Annotated in this window: 21 protein-coding genes; 12 read left to right on the top strand and 9 right to left on the bottom strand. The window is 46.8% G+C overall.

Annotated features, from left to right (window positions below):
* Positions 1–3: 3 nt before the first annotated feature.
* The 5 genes from ACJJIR_RS10835 to ACJJIR_RS10815 all read left to right on the top strand — a co-directional run bounded on the left by ACJJIR_RS10835 (position 4) and on the right by ACJJIR_RS10815 (position 6,965).
* A complete protein-coding gene (locus ACJJIR_RS10835) occupies positions 4–1,398 on the top strand; it encodes an FAD-linked oxidoreductase, L-gulonolactone oxidase family (protein WP_444908385.1) in 1,395 nt (464 codons plus the stop codon).
* A gap of 41 nt (positions 1,399–1,439) precedes the next feature.
* Entirely contained in the window at positions 1,440–2,729 is a 1,290-nt protein-coding gene (locus tag ACJJIR_RS10830; protein WP_444908384.1) for a DSD1 family PLP-dependent enzyme, read from the top strand.
* Between the two features lie 91 nt (positions 2,730–2,820).
* A complete protein-coding gene (locus ACJJIR_RS10825) occupies positions 2,821–3,246 on the top strand; it encodes a hypothetical protein (protein ID WP_413665710.1) in 426 nt (141 codons plus the stop codon).
* 428 nt (positions 3,247–3,674) lie between these two features.
* Positions 3,675–4,394, top strand: a complete 720-nt coding sequence (locus ACJJIR_RS10820; RefSeq protein WP_444908383.1) for a hypothetical protein — start codon at positions 3,675–3,677, stop codon at positions 4,392–4,394.
* A gap of 1,575 nt (positions 4,395–5,969) precedes the next feature.
* On the top strand, positions 5,970–6,965 hold the full coding sequence (locus ACJJIR_RS10815; protein WP_444908382.1) for an alpha/beta hydrolase: 996 nt from the start codon (positions 5,970–5,972) through the stop codon (positions 6,963–6,965).
* Positions 6,966–7,343: 378 nt separating this feature from the next.
* Here the strand turns inward: ACJJIR_RS10815 and ACJJIR_RS10810 are convergent, their stop codons facing one another.
* Together ACJJIR_RS10810 and ACJJIR_RS10805 are read right to left on the bottom strand one after the other, a co-directional pair.
* The gene (locus tag ACJJIR_RS10810; RefSeq protein WP_444908381.1) at positions 7,344–7,976 is read right to left on the bottom strand and encodes a hypothetical protein; all 633 of its coding nucleotides are present in this window, start codon (positions 7,974–7,976) and stop codon (positions 7,344–7,346) included.
* A 361-nt stretch (positions 7,977–8,337) separates the two neighbouring features.
* Positions 8,338–9,246 carry a LysR family transcriptional regulator gene (locus ACJJIR_RS10805; protein WP_444908380.1) on the bottom strand — a complete coding sequence of 303 codons (909 nt, stop codon included), beginning with the start codon at positions 9,244–9,246 and terminating at the stop codon, positions 8,338–8,340.
* 151 nt (positions 9,247–9,397) lie between these two features.
* On the opposite strand from ACJJIR_RS10805, the gene ACJJIR_RS10800 reads away from it, so the two are divergent.
* The 3 genes from ACJJIR_RS10800 (at position 9,398) to ACJJIR_RS10790 (ending at position 11,959) form a co-directional block, all read left to right on the top strand.
* Positions 9,398–10,408, top strand: coding sequence for an NADP-dependent oxidoreductase (locus ACJJIR_RS10800; protein WP_444908379.1), 1,011 nt, complete (start codon positions 9,398–9,400; stop codon positions 10,406–10,408).
* Positions 10,409–10,657: 249 nt separating this feature from the next.
* Positions 10,658–11,314, top strand: a complete 657-nt coding sequence (locus ACJJIR_RS10795) for a DUF6962 family protein (protein ID WP_444908378.1) — start codon at positions 10,658–10,660, stop codon at positions 11,312–11,314.
* A gap of 51 nt (positions 11,315–11,365) precedes the next feature.
* Positions 11,366–11,959: a cytochrome b gene (locus ACJJIR_RS10790; RefSeq protein WP_444908377.1), complete on the top strand. Its 594-nt coding sequence runs from the start codon at positions 11,366–11,368 to the stop codon at positions 11,957–11,959.
* Between the two features lie 268 nt (positions 11,960–12,227).
* Here ACJJIR_RS10790 and arsJ read toward each other — a convergent pair whose 3' ends face one another.
* The 6 genes from arsJ to ACJJIR_RS10760 form a co-directional block, all read right to left on the bottom strand.
* On the bottom strand, positions 12,228–13,532 hold the full coding sequence (gene arsJ / locus ACJJIR_RS10785) for an organoarsenical effux MFS transporter ArsJ (protein WP_444908376.1): 1,305 nt from the start codon (positions 13,530–13,532) through the stop codon (positions 12,228–12,230).
* 63 nt (positions 13,533–13,595) lie between these two features.
* Positions 13,596–14,600, bottom strand: a complete 1,005-nt coding sequence (locus ACJJIR_RS10780) for an ArsJ-associated glyceraldehyde-3-phosphate dehydrogenase (RefSeq protein ID WP_444908375.1) — start codon at positions 14,598–14,600, stop codon at positions 13,596–13,598.
* Between the two features lie 84 nt (positions 14,601–14,684).
* Positions 14,685–15,029 (bottom strand): metalloregulator ArsR/SmtB family transcription factor, encoded by a 345-nt coding sequence (locus ACJJIR_RS10775; RefSeq protein ID WP_444908374.1) that lies wholly within the window; start codon positions 15,027–15,029, stop codon positions 14,685–14,687.
* Positions 15,026–15,454, bottom strand: coding sequence for an arsenate reductase ArsC (locus tag ACJJIR_RS10770; RefSeq protein ID WP_444908373.1), 429 nt, complete (start codon positions 15,452–15,454; stop codon positions 15,026–15,028). The genes ACJJIR_RS10775 and ACJJIR_RS10770 overlap by 4 nt, the downstream gene beginning before the upstream one ends.
* Positions 15,455–15,552: 98 nt before the next feature.
* Complete coding sequence (gene xthA / locus ACJJIR_RS10765; RefSeq protein ID WP_413665722.1) at positions 15,553–16,368, bottom strand: exodeoxyribonuclease III; 816 nt, start codon at positions 16,366–16,368, stop codon at positions 15,553–15,555.
* Positions 16,369–16,459: 91 nt separating this feature from the next.
* The gene (locus ACJJIR_RS10760; protein WP_413665723.1) at positions 16,460–18,559 is read right to left on the bottom strand and encodes a carboxy terminal-processing peptidase; all 2,100 of its coding nucleotides are present in this window, start codon (positions 18,557–18,559) and stop codon (positions 16,460–16,462) included.
* A gap of 539 nt (positions 18,560–19,098) precedes the next feature.
* Here ACJJIR_RS10760 and ACJJIR_RS10755 point away from each other — a divergent pair.
* From ACJJIR_RS10755 to ACJJIR_RS10740, 4 genes are all read left to right on the top strand, one after another.
* Positions 19,099–19,680 carry a TetR/AcrR family transcriptional regulator gene (locus tag ACJJIR_RS10755; RefSeq protein ID WP_444908372.1) on the top strand — a complete coding sequence of 194 codons (582 nt, stop codon included), beginning with the start codon at positions 19,099–19,101 and terminating at the stop codon, positions 19,678–19,680.
* Positions 19,681–20,017: 337 nt separating this feature from the next.
* Positions 20,018–20,584 carry a carboxymuconolactone decarboxylase family protein gene (locus tag ACJJIR_RS10750; protein WP_444908371.1) on the top strand — a complete coding sequence of 189 codons (567 nt, stop codon included), beginning with the start codon at positions 20,018–20,020 and terminating at the stop codon, positions 20,582–20,584.
* Between the two features lie 140 nt (positions 20,585–20,724).
* Positions 20,725–21,459 (top strand): SDR family oxidoreductase, encoded by a 735-nt coding sequence (locus tag ACJJIR_RS10745; RefSeq protein WP_444908370.1) that lies wholly within the window; start codon positions 20,725–20,727, stop codon positions 21,457–21,459.
* Between the two features lie 26 nt (positions 21,460–21,485).
* Entirely contained in the window at positions 21,486–22,043 is a 558-nt protein-coding gene (locus ACJJIR_RS10740; RefSeq protein WP_444908369.1) for a thioredoxin family protein, read from the top strand.
* Positions 22,044–22,209: 166 nt separating this feature from the next.
* Here ACJJIR_RS10740 and ACJJIR_RS10735 read toward each other — a convergent pair whose 3' ends face one another.
* Complete coding sequence (locus ACJJIR_RS10735) at positions 22,210–22,746, bottom strand: lipocalin family protein (RefSeq protein ID WP_413665728.1); 537 nt, start codon at positions 22,744–22,746, stop codon at positions 22,210–22,212.
* Positions 22,747–22,836 lie beyond the last annotated feature (90 nt).

Raw genomic sequence — 22,836 nt, 5'->3', positions numbered from 1 at the left:
GATATGGGGTTCAATCGTCGCCAGTTTATTAATTCTATTGCGATCGGCTCCGCATCATTAGCGGCCGCGCCCATCTCATCAGTTGCACGCACCTTATTGCAAGCTGCAGCCCCACCGACAAAAAAAGCGGGTGTTCGATGGCGGAACTGGTCTGGTTCACAAGAGTGTCTGCCGGCCCATCGTCTGGCACCGAAAGATATTTCTGCACTGCAAACGATAATTGCGGAAGCGCAAGGTACGGTCAGGGCGGTAGGTGCGGGTCACTCCTTCACTGCACTGGTACCCACTGACGATACAATTATTTCATTGGGCCGTATTACTGGCGTCGCCGACCACGATTCCGACAAGGTCCAGGCGACAATCTACGCTGGCACCCGTGTAGCAGACATTGGCCAACCCTTAGAGGATATCGGTCAAGCGCTGATTAACCAACCAGATATCGATGAGCAGACTTTAGGTGGTTGCCTGGCAACCGCGACCCATGGAACAGGTGCAGGCTTGGGTTGTATGTCCAGCTATGCAACGGGTATGGAACTGGTGACCGCAGGAGGGGATACGCTCTGGTGTGATGGTGAGCAAAACCCCGAGGTGTTCGCGGCAGCGCAAGTATCCCTTGGCAGCCTGGGTATGGTGACCAAGGTGCGTATGCAGAACCAGCCCAGCTACCGTTTGCGGCGTGAATCTTGGGTAGCGCCCCTGGAAGAGGTGTTGGATCAGGCTCCAGCACTGGCAGAGGCCAATCGGAACTTTGAATTTTACTATATCCCGTTTTCTGGGATGTGCATGGCTGATTCCCACCAGCCGACCACAGAGGAAATCTTCTCTACGGAGCGGGAAGATACTAATGAAGCAGTAATGACCCTGAAATCTGTGCGGGACTGGCTGGGTTGGTCACCGAAGTTGCGTCAGTTTGCGCTGCAAAATGCGATGGAAGATATCGAGAGGGAAGTCGTTGTCGAGTCCTCCTGGCGGAATTACGCCAGTGAGCGAAACGTACGTTTCAATGAAATGGAGTATCACTTGCCCCGCGAGGACGGTTTGAAAGCCTTCGCGGAAATACGTCGAGCGATTGAGGAAAATAACCTGGATGTTTTCTTCCCTATCGAGGTGCGTTTCGTTAAAGCTGACGATATCTGGCTGAGCCCATTTTATAAGCAAGATTCCGTATCCATCGCCATACACCGCTACTTTGAAGAGGACCACCTACCGCTGTTCCAGGCCATTGAGCCCATTATGCGCAAATATGGGGGCCGCCCGCACTGGGGCAAGTTAAACAAGCTACAAGGCTCGGACTTTGCCGAGCTCTACCCTCAGTGGCAGGATTTTCTTGAGGTTCGCCGAGAGCTAGACCCCAGTGGTAAGTTCTTAAACCCCTATCTGAAAACGCTTTTTACCTGAGCAACGCTGCTCAGCAGTGACCCCTCAAAGAGGAAAGCACAATGGATATCAAGCGACGAAAGCTAATACTAGGTGGGGTCGCGTTAGGAGCGGTGGCAGGTATCGCCGTTCTTCGCCCTAAAGCGCAAGGGCAGGGAGGGCACAGCGAATACTTCTCCAGTGTTTCTAAAGCTCTGGATAATGCCGGCTTTTCTGGTCCCACCTTGCTCGTAGACCTGGAGAATCTGCAAAAGAACGCCGATATATTAGCCGGCCACCTCAGAGGTCACTATGACTACCGGGTAGTGGCTAAATCTTTGCCCTCGCTAAACCTGCTGGACGCTATTACTCAGCGAACAAATACTAATCGCATCATGGTATTCCAGCTGCCATTTCTACAGCAACTGGTTAAATCTTATCCAGCGAGTGATATTTTGCTGGGGAAACCTCTCCCGATTACTGCGGCAAAGGCCTTTTATTCTGGCACTAGGGCGGAGCATTTTGATCCTACCCGGCAGTTACAGTGGCTGGTTGACAGCCCCCGCAGACTTAATCAATACGCCGATTTGGCGCGATCGCTCAAACAATCCTTGCGAATTAATATCGAGATTGATGTAGGCCTACACCGGGGTGGCATCGCCAATGCGGAAGATCTCTCCGCGATGCTCGGTATCATTCAGCGGGAACCCTATTTGGAATTTTCCGGTTTTATGGGTTACGACGCCCACGCCGCAAAAATGCCAGGTGTTCTCGGTGGACCTGAAAAGGCAATCACTCGGGGGTTGGATATTTACCAAAGCAGGGTGGAGCAAGCTAAGATCCAGCTGGGAAGTGCATTCCCGAAGGCGGCCACTTTGAACGCTGCCGGTAGCCCAACCTACCAACTGTACAAATCTCGAGTAGACCGGGCTCCCTGTAACGAGATTGCCGCTGGCTCGTGCCTGGTTAAACCGGTGGGCTTTGATATTCCCACTCTGTCTGATCATTTACCAGCGGCGTATATCGCAAGTCCTGTATTGAAGAAACTGTCACAGACACAGATACCCGGCATAGAAGGGCTCACCGGACCCTTTAGTTGGTTGAACCCAAATCGGGAGCATAGCTTCTTTATATCTGGCGGCTATTGGAAGGCGGAGCCAGAATCACCAAAAGGTCTATCGATCAACCCCATCTATGGCCGCTCCAGCAACCAAGAAATGCTGAATGGCTCAAAAAAGGTACTGCTGAATGAAGACGACTGGGTCTTTCTCCGGCCCACACAGAGTGAGTCCGTGTTCCTGCAGTTTGGTGATATTGCGGTCTATAGCAAAGGCGAGATAGTGGATCTCTGGCCGGTAATGAGTAATTCCTGAGGATTCAACCCCTACAATGGAGTAAGTACAAACTTGTTTAATAAACGTACTGACCTTAGTGACGGGTAAACAACAAGTCTTGGAGATATTGATGATCTATGAAGTTGTTTTGGTGTTAAACACGATTTGGTTTCTGATGGGATTTAACGTTTTCTCTTTGAGGAACCATATATTTGCGAAGTTACTGGTACCCAGGGAACAAAGGGATACCCCCGTATTTAATATCTTGGCAGAATCGGGAAAATTTCTGGGTGGTTTTAACCTGTCGCTGGCGCTACTCAATATACTACTGCTAATCAGCCCCTCAGTATTTGCTACGGAGGTGCAACGCGCTACGTTGCTGCTGGTGTTTGCTGTCACTCACGGAACACAGTTTATTTACAATGTTCCGGTAGCCCTACAAAACCGAAAAGGTGAAGGGCCGTGGCAAGTTAAAGGTGTGATGCGTTTTATCTTTATCACTGACTTTATAATGATGTCACTGAATCTAATAGCCGCACTTTGGATACTCCTCTAAATTTTAAACCCTATGAAATTCGGTCACGATGCTTGTTGTGGCCGATAATGATCAGCATGCCAAATCAGTAGTGAGAATGTCATTGCTAAAGTCGGTGGGCGAACTTTAACTTCTACAGAAATCGTCGGCGTATAATGTCTCTATTGCAGTTATTGGGTCAAACTAAATAGGTACCCAATAATGTGTCGGCGGTGTTTATATTGGTTTTCGCCGGACAAAATTTGAGTCATTTCTTACGGCGCAGTACACAGGTGATTGTGTCCTCAGGATTGCTGATATTATATTCAGGGCATGGGAGGGTTTGTTAGTTTTCCCCCAGTTTAACTATTTGCTTATCTGATTTCAGGCAGATAGTTTCCCTCGCTTTCCAACTTTATAAGTTGACAACTAGTTGCTAACGGAATTTCCTCAATTATAGGGACGACATAATGTACTTTAGAGTTAGTTCTGCGGGGTATGATATTTCAGGCGATATTGATTGGTTTGCGAGCTCTAAGCCTTTCAATCCTCCACAAGGGATTGTGCATAGATCACTGCATAACCAAGCAGGAGTTATAGGTCCACTGCCAGGAGATATGGCTCGCTCCACAATGGGGCTAATTAGCGGTGATTTGGGAGCAATAATTGGGGATCGAGATTCTGGATTGGGGCGCAGCTGGGAGAGACTTCACCTAATTGGAGTAAGCGCGGGTATTTTACATGAACGCCGTTACTCTAATTACAATACGATCATTGGCAGTCATGGTCTCAATACTGCGATGATCCCCTTTGAGGGTATTGCGAACTGGGTCTTAAACCAAAATCGTAAATTTTTCTATATTGTCAATGTGGACAAACAAAAAGTACTTAACTTTACGGATCGAAATGGAAGCGTCAGAGTAGAATCTGTACCCACGAAGCTCCGTCAGGCCATCACATATACATCGGAGCTGGACCCTAATATTTGGATTACTATACGGCAAGAACACCATGACTCTCGGACAGCAAGTTTAGCTGATAATCAAGCTATTGATTACAGTGCAAGTATTACTGCTGAGCTGAAAATGAAGAAAAGTAATTGGGAGCGTATTCGGGGTCGAATAGCCGCCATTGATCAACAGATTATAGATTGCCAAAATAATGCTCGCTGGAATCTGATAGACCTTTGACTTCTTGCTGATAATCATGTTGAAAACAATAAGCTGATTATATAGTTTGTGATTAATTATGGTAACTTTGCGAATTAAGGTGGCCCGATTCTCTAGAGTTTAACTAGATTAATGAATTAGTATAAAAGGAGCTCATATATTACTTCTCCGCGCTTAACCAAGTAACCGATAAATAGCAGGCTAAATCGCCGATATTTCAATGGTCACTCTTAGAGTCACCTTCTTTGACTTAAGTGTTGAGTAACATGCGATTCAGTGGGCGTGATAGGATAGCTAATAAGGGCCGTTCACTAAACTTAGTAGGTATCTAAAATTAACCACCCAAGTAGTACTTAAACTGGTATGCAAATACATTATATATGTTAGACAGAATAATATGACCAAATATCAACAATATGTTAATATTTTAATGAATTCCTAGAATGCTTATAGGTAGCCTACGAGCATCTGGTAGTAATTGAGATGGATAAGGGCTGGCGATGTCGTACGATCCTGTGACCTGGTTCAGGAGATCGAAAAGCTCATCCATGAAGTATCATTTGGGTTTATTGAGTATGAGAATTCTAAAGATTTTGGTCATATCGGGCTCGGTTCTGTTCACTGGTTGTACAGTTTTTCTTGGAGAGCCGGATACTAGAGTTAAGCGATTTGGTGATTGGGAGCTTTGCACAAAGCTGGCCGATAAAACTTTTAAATATCATTCTCAATGGCACTGGGCTATAGCTAATGAGATTAAGGCTAGGGATCTGGGGACTTCACAGAGATGTAAGTCAACGTATACCGCAAGGATGAATCGTTTTACAGCTAGGAGCGTGATTAAGTCTGTTTCATTTGAGGATGCCTTGAACCATAATTTTGAGTAATTCCAATACATGCCAGCTATCAAGCGTCCTTTATTTGTAGTTGACGATGGCTGGCAATACCTGCCACATGGACTTGTGTACCTCTTTCAAATCAAGTTACTTAAAAGCTTGATTGGATAGTATTATCAAGCCTTATACTGGAGAGTTGGGCTGTATTGTTGTTTCAATAGCACCGAATAATAGCTTCTTAGGCAGTAGGAAAAACATGAACCGGATGGCATAGCTGTGCCGGGCCTTCAAGTTATCAATTGATGACGGGTCAGCTTTATTCTTTAACTTATTCAGGCCTATAGCTTGATTACATGGTGCTGTGCAGGTAGAAGCCATCTATCTAGTGATTGACATACTTGCTTTGGTATTCTGCTTTACGCTAGTTTGATTAGCAATGGATAGAATGGTTGATCTATATATCCACTAGGAATGTCTTTTTTCGCTTTTACTTATTCCAGTAATGGGTTAGTTATGTGCATTTAATCAATTATCGTTGGATGCTAATCTATTTTATGAGTAGGGCTTCAGAGGTGTTCTAGTAAGGTTGCCCTTTGATGTTATGAGGCTTGAAGTTACTATTTATCTTTGGAGTAGTTCAACTCGACTCTTTTTCCTATATCTTTGACATATAACTGTGAGACTCTTCACAAAAGGTAGTGTGCCATCGAATGGCACTTCAGGTCATTTGCTTAAGGATATAGTTGATATGGTGATTACATCGATGTTTAAGCATGCTCGGTTAGTTCCTCTATTTGTTGCCTTGCTTTCCAATATGGCGGTTGGAGAGCAAGTAAATGATATCCTGAGTATTAAAAGTAATGATACAAATTTGTATGTGGAAGTTGCAGGGCAAGATGAAGGCAAGCCTTTATTGCTATTTTTACATGGGGGGCCTGGGGATGTGGAGTTGGGGTTGGTTCCATTTCAGGTAAAAATTGGCAAAACTCTGGAAGATGATTATTTAGTTGCTTATATGCATCAAAGGGGGGCAGGGAAATCCCCTGAAGTTAAGGAAGATACCTTAACGATTGATAATAATATTGAGGATGTGCGCAATGTAGTTAATTTTCTCCGGACCCATTATAAAAAAGACAAGTTTACTCTGATTGGCCATTCATGGGGTGGCGCTTTAGCTGCTCTCTATGCAGGGAAATATCCAGAAGAATTAGATGGCATAGTATTTATCTCCTCATTCCAAAATGGAAAGGTTCAGTCTAAAACGAGCCTTGATGCAACCCTAAAATGGGCAATGCAGGAAAATAATGAACATGCAATGCACGAATTGAAGCAATATCAAGAGAACCCAGAAGAGAACCATCTTTTACTCGCAAAGTGGGCAAGTAGGGCGAATGATGGTATCGCAAACGGGGTAGATATTCATGGCTTTATAGCAAATCAAAAGATAAATGAGCAGTTTCCTGGGTGGCAACAGCAGCGGGGAAACTTGGCGGATAAAATGGAGAGGGAGCTTCAGACGTTAAATGTTAATGCTGAAGTCGATAGCTTGGAGATTCCAGCATTATTCATGGTAGGTGAAAAGGATACAATAACCACTCCTTCTCAAGTTAAAGATGATTTTGCGCGATATCGTGGGCCAAAGTGCCTCACTATACTTAAAGATAGCCATCATCTTCCATTTTTTGATGCCGATGAAGAACTTGGTGAAACCTTACTGCAGTTCTTAGAGAGTGGTCGTTGCTCGAAAACAGTTATTTAGCTAACTAGATATTTATAGTGCATTTTTTATCAGAGTTAGATACCTGATATAAGAGTTATGTTTATTCTGCATTCTCTTTCAATGTATTGATCGACACCCTCATTATACTGATGAGGGTGCTCACAAGTCTAAAGGGGGGGTAGGCATTATTTGATATCTAGGTCACCCATCTCAGTGTTGATGGCATTTAGGGGAATTTATTCAATAGTATAGAAATTGATAGGGGATCTACTGCCAAGAGGGAGTTTCGCTAACTCATTCTAATGCTGGTAATGCAGTTTCCATTATGCGGGGGATTGGGGCAGCCGCGACGATTTTTTTCGTGCGGCTCTATTCGAGTAGATTTTGGGGCTGAGCTTAGATTGTTTGTTGCAAGAATTATGTGATTTCGAAAAAGCCCAGCAGCTCATCCTTACGACCGATATTTTGCGTATAAAATGCCCACTGGTCGTTTCCATCTCTCACCCCGAATACCCGTGCACAAGTATCGTAGTATGAGGTACCAAGTTTTGCTTGCTTTTTCTTGAAGCTTGCTCCTTTTCTACCCCCTTTGGGGCCACCTATTGAGAGTCTCCTCTCCTTGGTTGCATCGGGAGTTTTCACCATCTTCTCCAACTCATCTCTTTGTTCGCTCCCCTTGATGGTCCCCCCCTGGGAAACATCACCTGCAACATGGATAACCGTTACACTTTTGCTTTGGTCGTCATGGTACTTGAAGGTCATTCGACAATTACTGAGATGAGAGGTGAAGAAGTAAGGGGGGCTTTTACTATCTAGAGTTACAGGCACAGCTTTTTGTCGAGCCCAGGTGAGGTATGTTGCTTTCTTGCCAGAATCTCCGCTTTTTACCATCATGATTTTATTGGGTTTTACAAATTCAAAATCAAACTCAGTTTCGTAGGCTCCTGCTTTGTTGTCGAAGGCCTCCGTATTAAAATCAAGTTCATAGGTTTTGAAGGCTGATTCAATGTCTTTTTCTAATAGGCTGATGAAGTCTTCATAACTTGGCATGGCTCAATCCTTATGTCGCCGGCTGTTCTGATATAAGCGGTTTGACCTGGTTTTATCAGTGCTAACTCCTCCATTTAGTTATTCATAGTTAAAGGTACTTTTGGCATGATTTCTACTTTTCAAACTAGCATACCTATCAATATGCCTCCAAATAAATCTAAGGGCAGCTTGAAGTAGGTCAATTTTTAGTTTTATGAGGTTTTTATATGTCCACAGGGTGCGGGATATAAGCCTGTAGTCGAATATAAATTTTTTCGAACAATAAAGAGGGTGGAGTGATTTTTTTAAAGGCAGATTTGTTCAAGATAGTATTATTGGCCCATATAATTTAAGTAGCAATGCGAAAAATTTTGGTATTCTTCTATCGTTCATTCAAATTTTCATAGATAAAATCTACGCAAAGCTTTATTTTGGGAATTTGGTATTTAGTGCGCTCATAAAGAAGAAATACTCCCAGATCGCCACTGGGGCTGACTGAGACTTTACCCTCGCAAGGTACCTGTACAAGCTCCCCTGTATCTAGATAGTTACAAATACTCCAGGAAGGTACGCAGAACATACCGCGGTGATTGAGGGCGGCTGCTGTTAATGCTTTACCGTTATTGCTGATAACTTTTGGAGTCAACTTCAGGGGCTCCCAGTGCTCGTCATTGAGTATGTACCACTCAATGACGCCACGCGGCCCCCGGTATTGCAAGGTGGCAATTGACTCAATCGCCGACTTGTTTAATGGGAAGCTATACTCCAACTTGTCGATAAACTGCGGTGTGGCCACGAGGGTGAACTCATTATCCGATAGGCGTTTGGCAATAACATGCTCATCCGGGGCAAACCCTCCGCGAATCGCAATATCAACGGGATCTTTCCCTAACTGGGAGAGGTCATCGTTATAGGTTAAGTCGAATACGATATTGGGGTAACGTTGGGCAAACTTCTCAAGAAGGGGGGTTAAATGCTGCTCTCCATAAGTTGGGAGACAGCTGATGCGTATCAGACCGTTGGGCGCTTCAAAAGTCTGGCTAACCAGTTCATCAGCCTGTTCAAGCTGGCGAATTGCTTTACTTATCATCGAATAGTAGAGTTTTCCGAGCTCAGTAACCTTGACTTGGCGGGTACTGCGTTGCAGTAACTCCACTCCTAAGGACTGCTCCAGATCTTTTACGCGGCGGGAGATTGATGAAGCGGGAACCTCGAATTCCTCAGCAACTGCAGTAAAGCTATTCAGTTCTACCACCCGCTTGAAGTAACGCAATGCTCTGATTTTGTCCATAATCAACTTCTAACTGTCTGTCATCGGCTCAAAATATTCCCCATTATTGCCAAAATGACAAAAGACTTATACCTATTACCACCTGTTTTTATGCTCGCAGTATGGGCACTATCGCTTTCAATGTTTGTTGAACCGATTGTTAGGATGACCAATGAAAGCTTTGAAAATGACTCGCTATGGGGATATTGATAGCAGCCTGGAGTTTCAGTCAGCTGAGGTTCCCACCCCCAGGGCTGGTGAAGTTTTGCTTCGGGTGCATGCGGCTAGCGTAAATCCAGTTGATAACATGATGTTGAGGGGGGAGCTTAAATCGGTACGAAGGGAAGTATTTCCGGTTGGTATTGGCCGGGATGTCAGCGGTGAAGTTGTATCAGTGGGGAATGATGTTACTGGATACAGTGTAGGGGACCTGGTGTTTTCCAGGGTGGGGGAGGATCATGTGGGCACTATTGCAGAATATCTCACCGTTAGTGTTTCCCACTTGGCTGCAAAGCCCGAAAACTTGTCACACAGTGAAGCGGCGGGTATTCCGCTCGTTGGGCTGACCTCCTATCAGTCTTTGATCAAAGTTGCGGGTTTGAAGTCCGGCGAGAAAGTGCTGATACATGCAGGCTCAGGTGGTGTTGGCTCTATGGCGATCCAATTGGCGAAGTCTGTAGGCGCTTATGTGGTGACTACAACAAGTAGTGCGAATGTGGAGTGGGTGGAAGCACTCGGTGCCGACCTTGTTATTGATTATAAAAAAGATGACTACCGACAATTACTATCTGATATGGATGTCGTGTTCGATACTTTGGGTGGCCAGTATGCTTTTGATGCATTTCAGGTCCTGAAAACTGGTGGGCGTGTTGTCTCTGTTAAAGGGGCTTTAGATCCGCAGACAGCTGAAGAGCTTGGGCTAGGTTGGTTTCTCCGCAAGCTATTGGCGCTTAAGTCACGAAAGATAATGAAGGCAGCGAAGGACAAATCTGCGCTCTATCGAATGGTTATTATGGAAGCTAATGGAGAGCATCTGAGTGAGCTAGGAAATTTGTACCAACAGAAGATACTATCCCCGGTGATAGACAAGATCTATTCTTTAGAGCAAGGCAAAGAAGCTTTCTCATATCTCGCTTTGGGACGCGCAAAAGGCAAAGTGATTATATCTGTTAGAGCCAGTTAATTAAGAGTTGAGACGATCAATAGTGCCAGTGTTGCCTTGAAATATAGTGGCGTGCTGGCTGTTGTTTTACACTTTGCGTCTGCCTCATCTTTGAGGTTGCACTTGAGAAATTGGCATGGCTAAGCTCGTGGAGATGACACACATAAGTTCAGTTGACTTTCAGAAGGATTGATATATTGCTCTAAAGAATTACGATTTGACTTAGATAGAGAATATATATGATAGTGTGTTGATGATATACGAAATAGAATGAATCTAGTACATGGCGAAATAGACCTTCTAACTGCAATTACTAATGTCGGGCTGGCTCTAGTCGCATTTATTGGTGCCCTTTATTTGTCAGTGTTTGTAAGGAGAAAGCAGTGGAAAAGAAATATTTGGCTTTTCTTTTTTACTGTTATGTTTATCGCCTCATTAGTGGCAGCTGTCTATCACGGGTTTGAAATTCCACCATATTTTCGCGTTTGTTTATGGTATGTAGTACTTGTTTTACTTGGTTTGCTGATTTCTTCTTTTGTTCTTGCGGTTAGTGCAGATTTGGTGAATGAAAATTTTTCTAAACGGGTTGTTTTGCCAGTATTGTTTGTTTTTCTGATAGTTTTTGTTTACTCGTTTTCACTTAAAGATAAAATTTTTGCCTTTGCTGTTTATCAGTTTTTAATCAGTGCAGTGGCTTTTATAGGGTATTCTATATTAGCCTTAAGGGGACAGAATTCACTGCGTGGTAGTTGGTTTATGGCACTGGGCTCGATAGTTAGTATTGTTGCAATGGCTATCCAGTTAGATGGAAGTTTATCAATTAGTATTATTTGGGAACTTAATCACAATATTATCTACCATTTTGTCCAGGCGTTTGGTGTTGTGCTCTTTATTCTGGGTTTACACAGATTTTACTCAGCGAGGTAGTTGGCGAATTGCAGGCAGAATATAGCTTTTGGACGTGGGAAAGTGAAAAAGATGAGCTTGAGAAATCAACCTGATGGTTACGGCGCAATAGCCAAGTGGCTACATTGGTTAACGGCCTTATTGTTTTTGGGGTCCTATATTTCAGTCTACTACCGCCAATGGTTTACCCAAGAGGAAACACCGGCGAATTGGACTGCCTTGCAGTTACATCTATCTATTGGTGTCACCATTGGGGTGATCGTCATCCTAAGAATCGTATGGCGTCTCACTAATCCGCCACCGCCATTAGAACCAGGTAGCTCCCTGGAACATTTTGCCGCTCATACCGGTCATGTTCTTCTCTACTTGATTATGATCGTCGCTCCGCTAACAGGGTATATCGGAACAGGTGTGGATACGGATTACTTTTTCCTGTTTGAAATTCCTAAGTTTGAGAGCACCCAAGCCTTTGTGTCGATAGTTCAGGATCGGATGGGGATGACATTCGAACAGTTTGAGAAGCCGGTCGATTTTATCCATAAAGAGATCCTGGGAGAGTGGGTGGTCTGGATCTTAATCCTGGGGCATGTAATGGCCGCTCTATATCACCACTACATCAAAAAGGATCGGACTTTGCTAAGAATGACTGTGACTAAAAAGTCATAATTCTTGCGATGGTTTTGGCAGAAAGTAGTGGCAAATAGGCATTGAGTGCCAAATCCAGACATTTTAATCTCGAGTTTTTGCAGCTCCTGTGGAGCTGTGCACTTGGACTTGAGGTGGGTGTTATATGAGGTATTTGGTCCTTGCTTTGATTCTATTTCAAATGGGGTGCATACCTGAGTCCAAACTGTATCGAATCGCGCAGGTCGAAATGGTCCCTCAGCCTACTTGCCAGCCTTCGCTGGCAAGTAGCACTCATGCTGCTATCGGATCAACTCCTACTTAAGCTGCCAACCTCCTGAGCCCCGGTTTTGTGTCTGGGCAAACCCAGTGAAACCAGTGCGGTCAACAGCAGAAAAGCGCTGGAAATAAGTAGGCAAGCCACCAACCCCTGAGTTTGGAATACCCACCCCGAGAGCAGTGTCCCGAGCAATCGCCCAGCGGCATTTGCCATATAGTAGAAGCCCACATCCATAGAGACGCCATCTTCACGGGCATAAGCTACTATCAGGTAGCTGTGTAAAGATGAGTTTACGGCGAAGAGTACAGCAAACATCAAAAGTCCACCTAGTACGGCGAGCTGTGGGTCCGCCCCTTTGTGTAATGCTATTGCGATTAATGCGGGCACTGCAGTGAGCGCTATTGCCCAGAATAGTGCGGTTCGACCATCCGGAGCCTGGGCTGAACGTGCCGTCGTGACCTTTGGGGCCTGGGTTTGCACTATGCCGTATCCGATCACCCAGGATGCCAGGAAGGCACCTACCTGCCAATGGCTCCAGCCGAACTGGCTGGCCAGGAAAATCGGTAGGGCAATAACAAACCAAACATCCCGGGAAGCAAACAAGAGTAAGCGCGCGGCCGACAATATGTTGACTGCGGGACTCTTGGAAAAGATATCTTTGAATCGGCTTTTTGCTTTGGCTTTCCCTAAGTCCCGCTTAAGAAATTTGAGACTCAATATCCAAACTATTCCAAGAGCTAGGGCCATCGATGCAATCGCGCCTTGAAAGCCAAGTGAGGCGAGTAGGGCACCGCCGAGAAAGAAGCCCAAGCCTTTAAGCGCGTTTTTCGAACCGGTAAGAAGGGCGACCCATCGATATAAGGTGCCACTGGCCTGATCGGGCACCAGTAACTTGATTGAGCTCTTCGCACTCATTTTATTCAGGTCTTTGGCGATACCGGAGAGGGCTTGGGCAGCCATAACCAAGGGGACCGAGAGATACTGACTGGGTGCCAGCAGCATGGAAAGAGCAACAACCTGTAAGGCCAGTCCCAAATTCATGGTCCGGTTGAGTCCAATCCGGGCACCGAGCCAGCCGCCGACAAGATTAGTGACTACGCCAAAAAATTCGTAGAAAAGGAAAAGCAAGGCTATTTGCAAAGGGCTGTAGCCGAGTTCGTGAAAGTGCAGCAGCACCAGCATGCGCAGAGCGCCGTCAGTCAAAGTAAATGCCCAGTAATTGCCTGTTACCAGCAAGTATTGGTGCACTGGCGACGATAAATTGTGAAGAAACTGCATGATCTTGTTCTGTGTACTGCTACTTACTAAAAGCAGGAGGAAAAAATGTGAGCTCATGGAGAGGCGTACCCCTCAGGTGCAGTGTGTTCTTTCCTTCCGGCCCCGTTGTACTTTGGCTGCTTAGCCCATGGTGCCAATCATTCGAGCCAATTCCGCCGTGCGGTTGGCGTAACCCCATTCATTGTCATACCAGGCGTAAACTTTTACCTGGGTGCCGTTAACGACCATGGTCGATAGAGCATCGATAATGCTCGACCTGGGGTCGGTTTTGTAATCCACGGAGACGAGGGGCCTTTCCTCATAGCCGAGGATATCTTTTAGTTCACCCTCTGCAGCGTCCTTAAATAACTGGTTTACTGCCTCTGGGGTAGTGGCGGTTTCCACTTCGAAAACACAATCGGTAATGGATGCGTTGGCGAGGGGAACACGAACTGCGTGGCCGTTTAGGCGGCCGGACAACTCTGGAAAGATGGTGGCAATAGCTGTAGCTGAACCTGTTGTTGTGGGAATCAGGCTGGCACCACAGGCGCGGGCTCTGCGCAGATCTCCATGGGGTGCGTCGAGGATAGTCTGGGTATTGGTGATATCGTGAATAGTGGTGATTGAACCGTGACGAATACCCAGGCTTTCGTGAATAACTTTTACTACTGGAGCAAGACAATTAGTCGTACAGGAAGCGGCGGTAATAATCTGGTGTTTGTCCGGCTGGTAAATATGTTGATTCACTCCAAGGACAATGTTCGGAACTCCAGCCTCTTTAACTGGTGCAGAGACCAACACCTTCTTTACCCCTTGATCCAGGTAGGGTTGAAGAAGTTCGGTAGTTTTCATTTTACCGGAGGCCTCTACAACCAGGTCGCAGTTTTTCCAATTGGTATCTGCAATAGCGGTATTGCGGCTACAGGTTATTGTTTTGCCATCAACCTGAATTGTGTCATCAACGGCTTTCGCCTCTCTGTGCCAGCGCCCGTGTACAGAGTCAAAGTTGAGCAGGTGGGCGAGAGTGGCTGCATCACCGGCAGGGTCGTTAACCTGGACAAGCTCAACTTCAGGCCAATCCCAAGCAGCGCGCAGTACCAGCCGGCCAATTCGGCCAAATCCATTGATCCCAATTTTGATGGTCATTGTTAATTTTGCTCCGTTTCTGCCAGGCACATATGAAAAATCATATATATCTGGATAGCTTAAATCTTAGGTCGGCAGGCAGTATCAGCAGCACAGACTTGTGCGCTCTGGCCGTTCTCCCATTTGAATTAGGTTGTTGAGGTCTTCGGTAATAAAGTGCTGGTTCGCCTGCAAGGTGTCGAACAGTACAGACTTTGCCCAGGCATTTAAGTCCGGGTTGATTCGGTAAAACACCCACTGCCCCTGGCGGCGGTCCTGGAGCAGGTCTGAACTTCTCAGCAAGGCGAGGTGCCTGGAAATTTTCGGCTGGCTCAATTCGAGGGCTGCCGTTAGCTCGCATACGCAAAGCTCTTCCTCGTGAGCAATAAGGAGCAATGTGCGTAGCCGCGTATCATCGGCCAGGCATTTGTAAAACTGTACTGGGTTCATGCCGCTCTTTTTCGTAAATCCGCCTCGGCTTGGGCCAAGACCAGTAGTTTGATGCGAGTGCTCAATTCACGTGCCGTGGTGTAAAAAGGGCAGAAGCAGTGTCGCTTTGTCGGTTCCTTAAAATTCCAGGCAATCATCTTGTCAACTTTTGGGGAGGGTACGTATTCTTCCCGGCTTTTGTCGCAAAGTGTGATGACCAGGTCAAAAGGTTGATCGGCTACATCTTCTACAACTTTGGGAATGAGTCCCTCTGTTGAAACCCCCAGTCGCTCCAGCGCTTGCAGAGCGCGTGGGTCCACTGTATGGACATTGGTTCCGGCGCCAACGGCTTCGTATGAATTGCCTCCAAAATGCCGCAACAGTGCCTCAGCCATCAGTGAGCGGGCAGAGTCCCCGGCGCAAACAAACAGAACACGCCTTTTCATTGGAGGGCTCCATTAGGCTTTTTAACAATTATATATGGAAAACCATATATTCATAGTCTTAAAAATAGCCCACTGAACCAGCGGGCTGTAACCTGTGCTTATAGCTTAAACTCGGCCCATACAGGAGCGTGGTCTGATGGGCGTTCCATAGCCCGAATATCGTAGTCCACGCCAGTCCCGACACATTTTTCCAGAAGAGGGTTGGTGGCTAGAATCAAGTCGATACGCAGGCCGCGTCTGGGCTCGCGATCGAACCCACGACTGCGGTAGTCGAACCAGCTGAATACATCGTCTGTTTCTGGGTTTTGTGCGCGGAAGGTGTCGGTGAGCCCCCAGCCTTCAATTTTTTGAAGCCACTCGCGTTCTTCTGGAAGGAAGCTGCATTTGCCATCGCGCAGCCAGCGCTTGCGATTGGGTTCACCAATACCAATATCCTGGTCGCTGGGTGAAATATTCATATCGCCGATCACCAATACAGGCGCTTCCGGCTTACACGTGGTTTGCAGGTAGGTGTCCAGGTCGGCGTAGTACTTTTGCTTTGCCGGAAATTTAACCGGGTGCTCGCGATTTTCACCTTGCGGGAAATAGCCATTAATAACCGTGAGGGGCTCAGGACCGCCGATATCAAACTTGCCGGCAACCATACGGCGCTGGGCGTCGCTGGCATCCGTTGGGAAACCGTATTCACGATCAATAAAAGGCAAGCGTGAGAGCAGGGCAACGCCGTAGTGTGTTTTTTGGCCAAAATAAATCAGCTCATAGCCCAGGTCTTTTATCGCATCTACTGGAAAATCTTCGTCGGTGACTTTGGTTTCCTGTAGGCCGATGATATCGGGCTGATGGTTGTCTACCAGGGCCTGCATCTGGTGCAGGCGAGTGCGAATACTATTGACGTTAAAGGAAACAACCTTCATCTCTTCCCCCAAAATAAAAAAGGTCGGGCTAGCCCGACCTAAGAGTTAGTTCGCGGACCGGGCGCACGCCGCGCCCAGTGCCTATCAGTATTTAGAAGTTGGCAACCTGGGGCGGGGCCTTGCTGGCCTTATCGGCCAGGCCGATAAAGTCCGCCATTATATAGCCCGCTTCATTCAAAATTGGATCTTTTTCCAACTTGATCTCTACAGGACCACCAATGTTAGCCACCTCTTCAGATTCGCTTTCTTCGTATGCCTCAAAGTTCTCGTAGGGTTCAAGGCCTTTAGCTTTGCGGCGACGGTTTTCCATATCCAGCAATCGCTGATTAACGGACTTGCGCTCATTCTCTCTAGTTGATTCGTTGAGAGAGACATACTTCTTGTCAGCCCGCTCGGCGTCGAACTTGAACTGATCGCGCAGGAAAACAAAATCTGGATCTGTTTCCGTGCGCTTGTTGTGCTTGGTAATCAAGTTCGGGATCAGCATCTTCAAGTTGAAATACTTCGCATGAGGCACAGCGTGGATACGGTCCCAGGGCAGGGCAGTATCGTAAGCACTCTCACCCACATTTTCGGCATCAATCAACTGTGGCATATCGATGTCCGGCTTCACACCCGCATGCTGTGTGCTGTCTCCGGAAACCCGGTAGAACTTGGACTGGGTAATTTTCAACTGGCCTTCCTTCAGGGGAGCCATAGTTTGCACAGTACCCTTACCAAAGGATTGGTTACCCACTACCAGGCCTCGGTTGTAATCCTGGATTGCACCGGCAAAAATCTCGGATGCTGAGGCCGACAAGCGATTAATCAATACCATCAGCGGCCCGCGGTACATGGCGCGGGAGCGCGAGCGATTGTGGCGGGAAATCTGCTCGTTGGCATGGCGGATCTGCACAACAGGACCCTGATCAATAAACAGGTCTGTGAGCATGGTGGCTTCTTGCAGTGAACCACCGCCATTGTTGCGAAGATCCAGGATAATACCGTCAACCTTCTCCTCTTTAAGTTCACTCAGAAGACGGGCAACGTCTCGCGTGGTGCTCTTATAGTTGGGGTCGCGGCGGCGATAGGCATCGAAGTCGATATAGAAGGTCGGCAGGTTAATCACACCGATCTTGTAATTCTTGCTGCCGTCAGAGAATTCAAACACTGCCTTCTTGGCCGCCTGATCTTCAAGCTTCACTTTGCTGCGCTTGATCAAGATAGTCTTGTGAGTGCCGTCACCACCAGTGGGGATGGTCTCCAGGCGAACATAGGTACCGGCCTTGCCGCGAATCAAGTCGACAACATCATCCAGGCGCCAGCCCACTACATCGACCATTTCGCCTTCTTTATCCTGGCCAACACCCACGATTTTATCGTTGGGCTTGATCTTGCCAGTGCGATCGGCTGGACCACCGTGTACCAGGCGAGCAACTTTGGTGTATTCCTCGTCTGCCTGCAGCACAGCACCGATACCCTCCAAGGAGAGGGACATGCTCATATTAAAGTTTTCCAATGAGCGCGGTGACAGGTAGTTGCTGTGTGGATCGTAGAGACGAGTCAGCGAATTCATATAGAGCTCAAATACGTCGTCGCTCTTCTGCTGCTCGAGGCGCTTCTTCTGGCCTTTATAGCGGCGCACAAGAAGGTCTTGAATTTCCTCATCGGTCTTACCGGTAAGGCGAAGGTTCAGGATGCTGCTCTTTAAGCGCTTGCGCCACAGTTCATCTGCAGCGCTGATCGAGTTGGGCCACTGGCTTTCCTCTCGATCCAGCTCAAGGGTCTCTTCCCGAGAAAAGTCATAGGCGGGCAGGCCTTTCTCTAGTTGGGACAGAATATTATCTAGCCGATCCCCCATACGCAGGCGGAAACGGTTGTAGATACTGAACCCAGCGGTGACATCACCAGCGCGAAGCTGGTCATCCATCTCCGCTTCCCACGCGCGGAATTCGTCGATATCAGAGGCGAGGAAGTAACTTTTAGTGGGGTCGAGTGCATCGATATACTCGTTCCACAAGTTCTCGGACATTTCGTCGCCGATTTTGATTTTGTTGTAGTGCAGCATTTCAAGTTTGCTGACTATCTCTTGTGCAGTACCACCTTGACCCTCTTCGGGGGCTATTCGCTCTGGCTCTGCCAGAACACTTGTGGAAAGAAGGCCAATGACCAAGAAGCCGGAAAAGTAAGCGGCGATCCGATTGGTAAGCATAGGGAGTCTCTTTATACGTCCTACTTCATAGGCGTCCGGCCCTTATGGCTCGGCGACCTATAGCTTAGGACAAGTATAAAGGCTGAAAGCTCCAAAGGGCATGAAATACCTCTAATCAGAGATGGATCTTTTTCTTTAACACTGTATTTAGCAAAATAGCTTTCCTATTGAATGTAAAATTGAGGCATTTTTTCTCGTTTTGAAGGCTTGAGTATGTATGGTCATCATAACTATTGTGTAACTGCAACTGTAAAAAAGCGTTAAAAATAAGCAATTTGACTAATAGGTCAGAACCACTTTGATGACTTTGAAGGCTTTTAGGGTCATGAAGTTGCACCAGTTACCACTTTATTAATTCGAGTGAGCGCTCCTCGGCTAGAAGTGTTGCTCCAATAATCACTGCGACCGCAAAAATGATGTTTTGATTTCGGAGCAATAGGCGAATATCGGGCGAGTGCCAGTATCTGCGAATCGTGTTTTTACCACTTGGTCCAAACAGTGGTAACATGGCCAGTAGATTTGTTTGAGGTGAGGTGCTTATGCCTTGGGAGAAAAGTTTCGATGTCGATAGAGCAGTCGATAAAGCGACGGAAGCCTTTTGGAAGAAAGGCTTTGAAGCGACTTCTCTGGCCGACCTGCTCAAAGCTACTGGGCTGACTAAAGGGAGCTTTTATAATGCCTTTGGCAGTAAAAAGCAGCTTTTTACCCTGAGTTTACTCAAGTATGAGAGAGAGCAGCGGCGCGACGTAATGGCCCGGCTTGAGTCGTTGGAAGATCCTATCGGCGCTATCAGTCAGCTTTTCGACTCCCTAATTGAACAAAGCCTTGCAGATCCGGAAAAGAAGGGCTGCTTTTTGGTTAATACCGCACTTGATATGCCTAACCTGGATAGCGATATTGGGGATGCTGTAAAAAAGGGCTTGCGGGATACCGAGTCATTTTTTGCAAGGCAGGTTCGCCTGGGGATAGAGAAAGGTGTGATATCTGATCGAGTAGACCCGGAAGTCTGCGCCAATAGTTTACTGACTCTGTTAGTCGGCTTGCGAGTGTTGGCACGTGGAGTTTTTAATAAGGGAAGCCTCTCCAGAATTAAGGTGCAGGCATTAGACTTGCTGCGTTGACCTGATCTTTCTTCTGGTGTTGAAAGCTTTTCGTAGGGCCTTGGCGCCGTCCTTTGGGTTGCCGCCAGCGCTGCACAGTGATTTCCCTCTCCTGACCTCCATTGATCCTCCTGTCAATTTTGCATTGGATGGGGCTTCATATTTTTTCTGTTCATTCTCAGTAGGCATTAATGCATAGCAAATAGTTATATAAATCATATTTACCGATCGGTACAAACTCATTAGTATTGTTTGTAGCAATCGGTACATACAGTTTACAGGGGTGTCTCCCCTTATTTTTTAACGAGGTTTGGACCGATCGCTACAAACAAGTGAAACTATCTAGTTAGGAAATATGATGGCTACTTTCAAGACTCACACGATTGAATCCGCTCCTGTTGCTGCTCAGCCTCTTCTTGTAGGCGCTAAGAAATCGATGGGCTTTGTGCCCAATCTATTCGCAACTATGTCAGAGGCCCCCGTATTACTTGAGGGTTATACGACCTTGGCGGGAATTTTCGATAAAACCAATCTTTCCGAGACAGAGCGCCAAATCATCTTAATGACAAACAACCGCCTGAACGGGTGTCGTTACTGTATGGCTGCTCACACATCCATTTCCCAAATGGCCGGTGTTGAAGCGGAAATAATTGAAGCATTGCGTAGTAACACACCGATTGCAGATGAAAAGCTTGAGGCATTACGTACATTTTCTGCGGTAGTGAATGAAAGCCGTGGCTGGCCGACGGAGGAACAAGTTAGCGTTTTCCTTGCTGCTGGCTACACGCAGCAGAGCATACTGGAAGTGGTTCTAGGTACCGCTTTAAAAGTTATGTCCAATTATACAAATCACATTGCCGAGACCGCCCTGGATAGTGCCTTTGCAGTTAATGAGTGGACTCCCGAAGGAGAGGCAGTGGCCTGATTTCTGGCCTGGGCTTGATTGGCCATCCAGCCCTCACTGAGGAGACATGGGGTGGCCATCAACAATTCGTAGCGGAGCCCGCAACTGTGTTGCGAATCGAAATTTGAATTTATTCGGCTTAAGTAACTGAGGTATACGAAATGACTCTTCAAGCTAGCAATATCACTGCATTAATCACAGGGGCAAATCGAGGTATCGGCAAGGCTATTACAGAGGGGCTGTTGGATGCGGGCGCGGTTAAAGTGTATACCGCTGTTCGCGACCTAGCCTCGGTGAGGCAGCTCGTTCAAAAGTATGGTGAAAGGGTCGTCCCCATTGAATTTGATCTTTCACGTAAAGAAACCATTCAAAACGCTGTAAAGGTTGCGGGTGATGTCAATCTGGTTGTCTCTAATGCGGGCGTAGTGAAGCTATCGACACCCTTGGACGATGATGCTGTGGAGAGCTTCAAGTATCAAATGGAGGGCAATGTTTACCCACTGATAAACCTGGCCAAAGCGTTTGGCCCTGTTTTGAAATCTAATGGTGGGGGTGTCTTTGTCCAAATGAACTCACTGGCATCCATCAAAAATTTTCTCCCATTTACTGGTTACTCCGGCTCAAAGGCGGCTGCCTATGCAGTAACTCAGGGTTTGAGGGAGGCCTGGGTCGAGCAGGGGACTCAAGTTATCAGTGTTATTGCTGGTCCAATCAAGACGGATATGGCCGACTCCGCAGGTATGGGAGAGGGAGCCCCTCCAGCGAGCATCGTATTCGATGGCATTATGAAGGCACTAACAACGGGTGATTTTTTTGTTTATCCAGATGAGATGGCTCAAGAGGTCGCAAAAATTTACGCTCCCTTTGCCAAGAGCGTACTTGAGATCGAAAGCTAACTTAGAACCCAAGAGAGGATCGGGCAATGTTACTAGATACACCAGTATGTGATTTCGGATGGAAAGCCCCAGACTTTACCTTGAAAGACCCTGAGGGCAAGAGCTTTCGAATGTCGGACCATCTGGGAAGCAAGGGGCTGTTGATTGCATTTATCTGCAATCACTGCCCCTATGTTCAGGCGATTGCAAATCGTTTAGCTGAGGATGTGCGAGAACTACAAGGGCTGGGCATTAATGTTCTGGCCGTTATGTCAAACGATTATCGCGATTACCAGATTGACAGTCCTCCTTATATGGCGAAGTTTGCCCGAGACCATGGGTTTACTTTCCCCTATTTGGTTGATGAAGATCAATCCGTAGGGAGAGCTTACCAAGCGGTATGTACACCGGACTTCTTCGGGCTGAATAAGGATGGAGAGCTCCAATATCGAGGCAGAATCGATGATGCGGGAATGGGAAACCCGGCAGGCCGAACCAGGGAGCTGGTCAATGCAATGAAGTTGATCGCAGAGACTGGGGCAGGGCCGGAAAAGCAGCTGCCAAGTATGGGGTGCTCTATTAAATGGAGTGGTAACTATAACTGATATGGGTTGTTAGCTGATGGGAATGCTCTGGCGAACATAAAGCACACAAAAATATAAGAAAATACATTAACATAATGAGCTAACCTATTGATTATAAAGAATTAATTAAAAGTTAATGTAGCTTGTTAAGTGGCGGGTGCCAGAAGTGTGACACCCGCTTTCTTGTTTACTCAGTAAGCTGGCGGGTCATGATGATGTGGTCAATGTTGTAACCATGCTTTGTAACTGCCAGGTCTAGTAGATAGTCTGTAATAGCTTCATCCAGCTGGGGAGTGCGGCTTAACAGGTAGAGGCTGGAGCGGTCTGGATCACCAACGAGTGACCACTGATAGCCAGGATCTAGCTCTAGTATCCAGTAGTCGCCGGCAGCTTTACCCTCAAAGAAGGTGATAGCGAGTTTACTGTTCGTCTCATCAATGGGGACTCCAGTACCCTGAACACTGATCGGGAACCCATATTTTGGGTGTAAGATTCGACAAAAATTGAAAACACTGATAGATCCATCATCATTGAGGCCGTAGTCCGCTGTTACCGCAGTACAAGCCGGCTGGAAAATTTGCGGTAGCCGGGCAATCTCATACCACTTGCCGAGATACTGATTCACATCGACATAGGGAACCGTTTCCAGTTCATCATCTGCCAGAACGGCCTGGGTACTGAGTGCAAACAGTACAATTCCTATACCTCTCAATAAGCTCTTCATTTCCTTGCTCCTTGTGTTCGCAGTTTTTTAGGCCGCCAGCTTCATAGCTGAGCGACAATCTCTTTACGAGGATATAACTGGAACGGATTA

It is taken from the genome of Microbulbifer maximicatervae (SeqCode) (genome assembly GCF_052467385.1).
This window is presented reverse-complemented; position numbering and strand designations above follow the sequence as displayed.

Bases quoted from the DNA above. Each gene is read 5' to 3' on its own strand.
- ACJJIR_RS10745 (WP_444908370.1), top strand. From the start codon at position 20,725: ATGACTCTTCAAGCTAGCAATATCACTGCATTAATCACAGGGGCAAAT.
- ACJJIR_RS10830 (WP_444908384.1), top strand. From the start codon at position 1,440: ATGGATATCAAGCGACGAAAGCTAATACTAGGTGGGGTCGCGTTAGGA.
- ACJJIR_RS10835 (WP_444908385.1), top strand. From the start codon at position 4: ATGGGGTTCAATCGTCGCCAGTTTATTAATTCTATTGCGATCGGCTCC.
- ACJJIR_RS10740 (WP_444908369.1), top strand. From the start codon at position 21,486: ATGTTACTAGATACACCAGTATGTGATTTCGGATGGAAAGCCCCAGAC.
- ACJJIR_RS10815 (WP_444908382.1), top strand. From the start codon at position 5,970: ATGTTTAAGCATGCTCGGTTAGTTCCTCTATTTGTTGCCTTGCTTTCC.
- ACJJIR_RS10795 (WP_444908378.1), top strand. From the start codon at position 10,658: ATGAATCTAGTACATGGCGAAATAGACCTTCTAACTGCAATTACTAAT.
- ACJJIR_RS10825 (WP_413665710.1), top strand. From the start codon at position 2,821: ATGATCTATGAAGTTGTTTTGGTGTTAAACACGATTTGGTTTCTGATG.
- ACJJIR_RS10810 (WP_444908381.1), bottom strand. From the start codon at position 7,976: ATGCCAAGTTATGAAGACTTCATCAGCCTATTAGAAAAAGACATTGAA.
- ACJJIR_RS10780 (WP_444908375.1), bottom strand. From the start codon at position 14,600: ATGACCATCAAAATTGGGATCAATGGATTTGGCCGAATTGGCCGGCTG.
- ACJJIR_RS10775 (WP_444908374.1), bottom strand. From the start codon at position 15,029: ATGAACCCAGTACAGTTTTACAAATGCCTGGCCGATGATACGCGGCTA.
- ACJJIR_RS10750 (WP_444908371.1), top strand. From the start codon at position 20,018: ATGGCTACTTTCAAGACTCACACGATTGAATCCGCTCCTGTTGCTGCT.
- arsJ (WP_444908376.1), bottom strand. From the start codon at position 13,532: ATGAGCTCACATTTTTTCCTCCTGCTTTTAGTAAGTAGCAGTACACAG.
- ACJJIR_RS10770 (WP_444908373.1), bottom strand. From the start codon at position 15,454: ATGAAAAGGCGTGTTCTGTTTGTTTGCGCCGGGGACTCTGCCCGCTCA.
- ACJJIR_RS10820 (WP_444908383.1), top strand. From the start codon at position 3,675: ATGTACTTTAGAGTTAGTTCTGCGGGGTATGATATTTCAGGCGATATT.
- ACJJIR_RS10760 (WP_413665723.1), bottom strand. From the start codon at position 18,559: ATGCTTACCAATCGGATCGCCGCTTACTTTTCCGGCTTCTTGGTCATT.
- ACJJIR_RS10735 (WP_413665728.1), bottom strand. From the start codon at position 22,746: ATGAAGAGCTTATTGAGAGGTATAGGAATTGTACTGTTTGCACTCAGT.
- ACJJIR_RS10805 (WP_444908380.1), bottom strand. From the start codon at position 9,246: ATGGACAAAATCAGAGCATTGCGTTACTTCAAGCGGGTGGTAGAACTG.
- ACJJIR_RS10790 (WP_444908377.1), top strand. From the start codon at position 11,366: ATGAGCTTGAGAAATCAACCTGATGGTTACGGCGCAATAGCCAAGTGG.
- ACJJIR_RS10755 (WP_444908372.1), top strand. From the start codon at position 19,099: ATGCCTTGGGAGAAAAGTTTCGATGTCGATAGAGCAGTCGATAAAGCG.
- xthA (WP_413665722.1), bottom strand. From the start codon at position 16,368: ATGAAGGTTGTTTCCTTTAACGTCAATAGTATTCGCACTCGCCTGCAC.
- ACJJIR_RS10800 (WP_444908379.1), top strand. From the start codon at position 9,398: ATGAAAGCTTTGAAAATGACTCGCTATGGGGATATTGATAGCAGCCTG.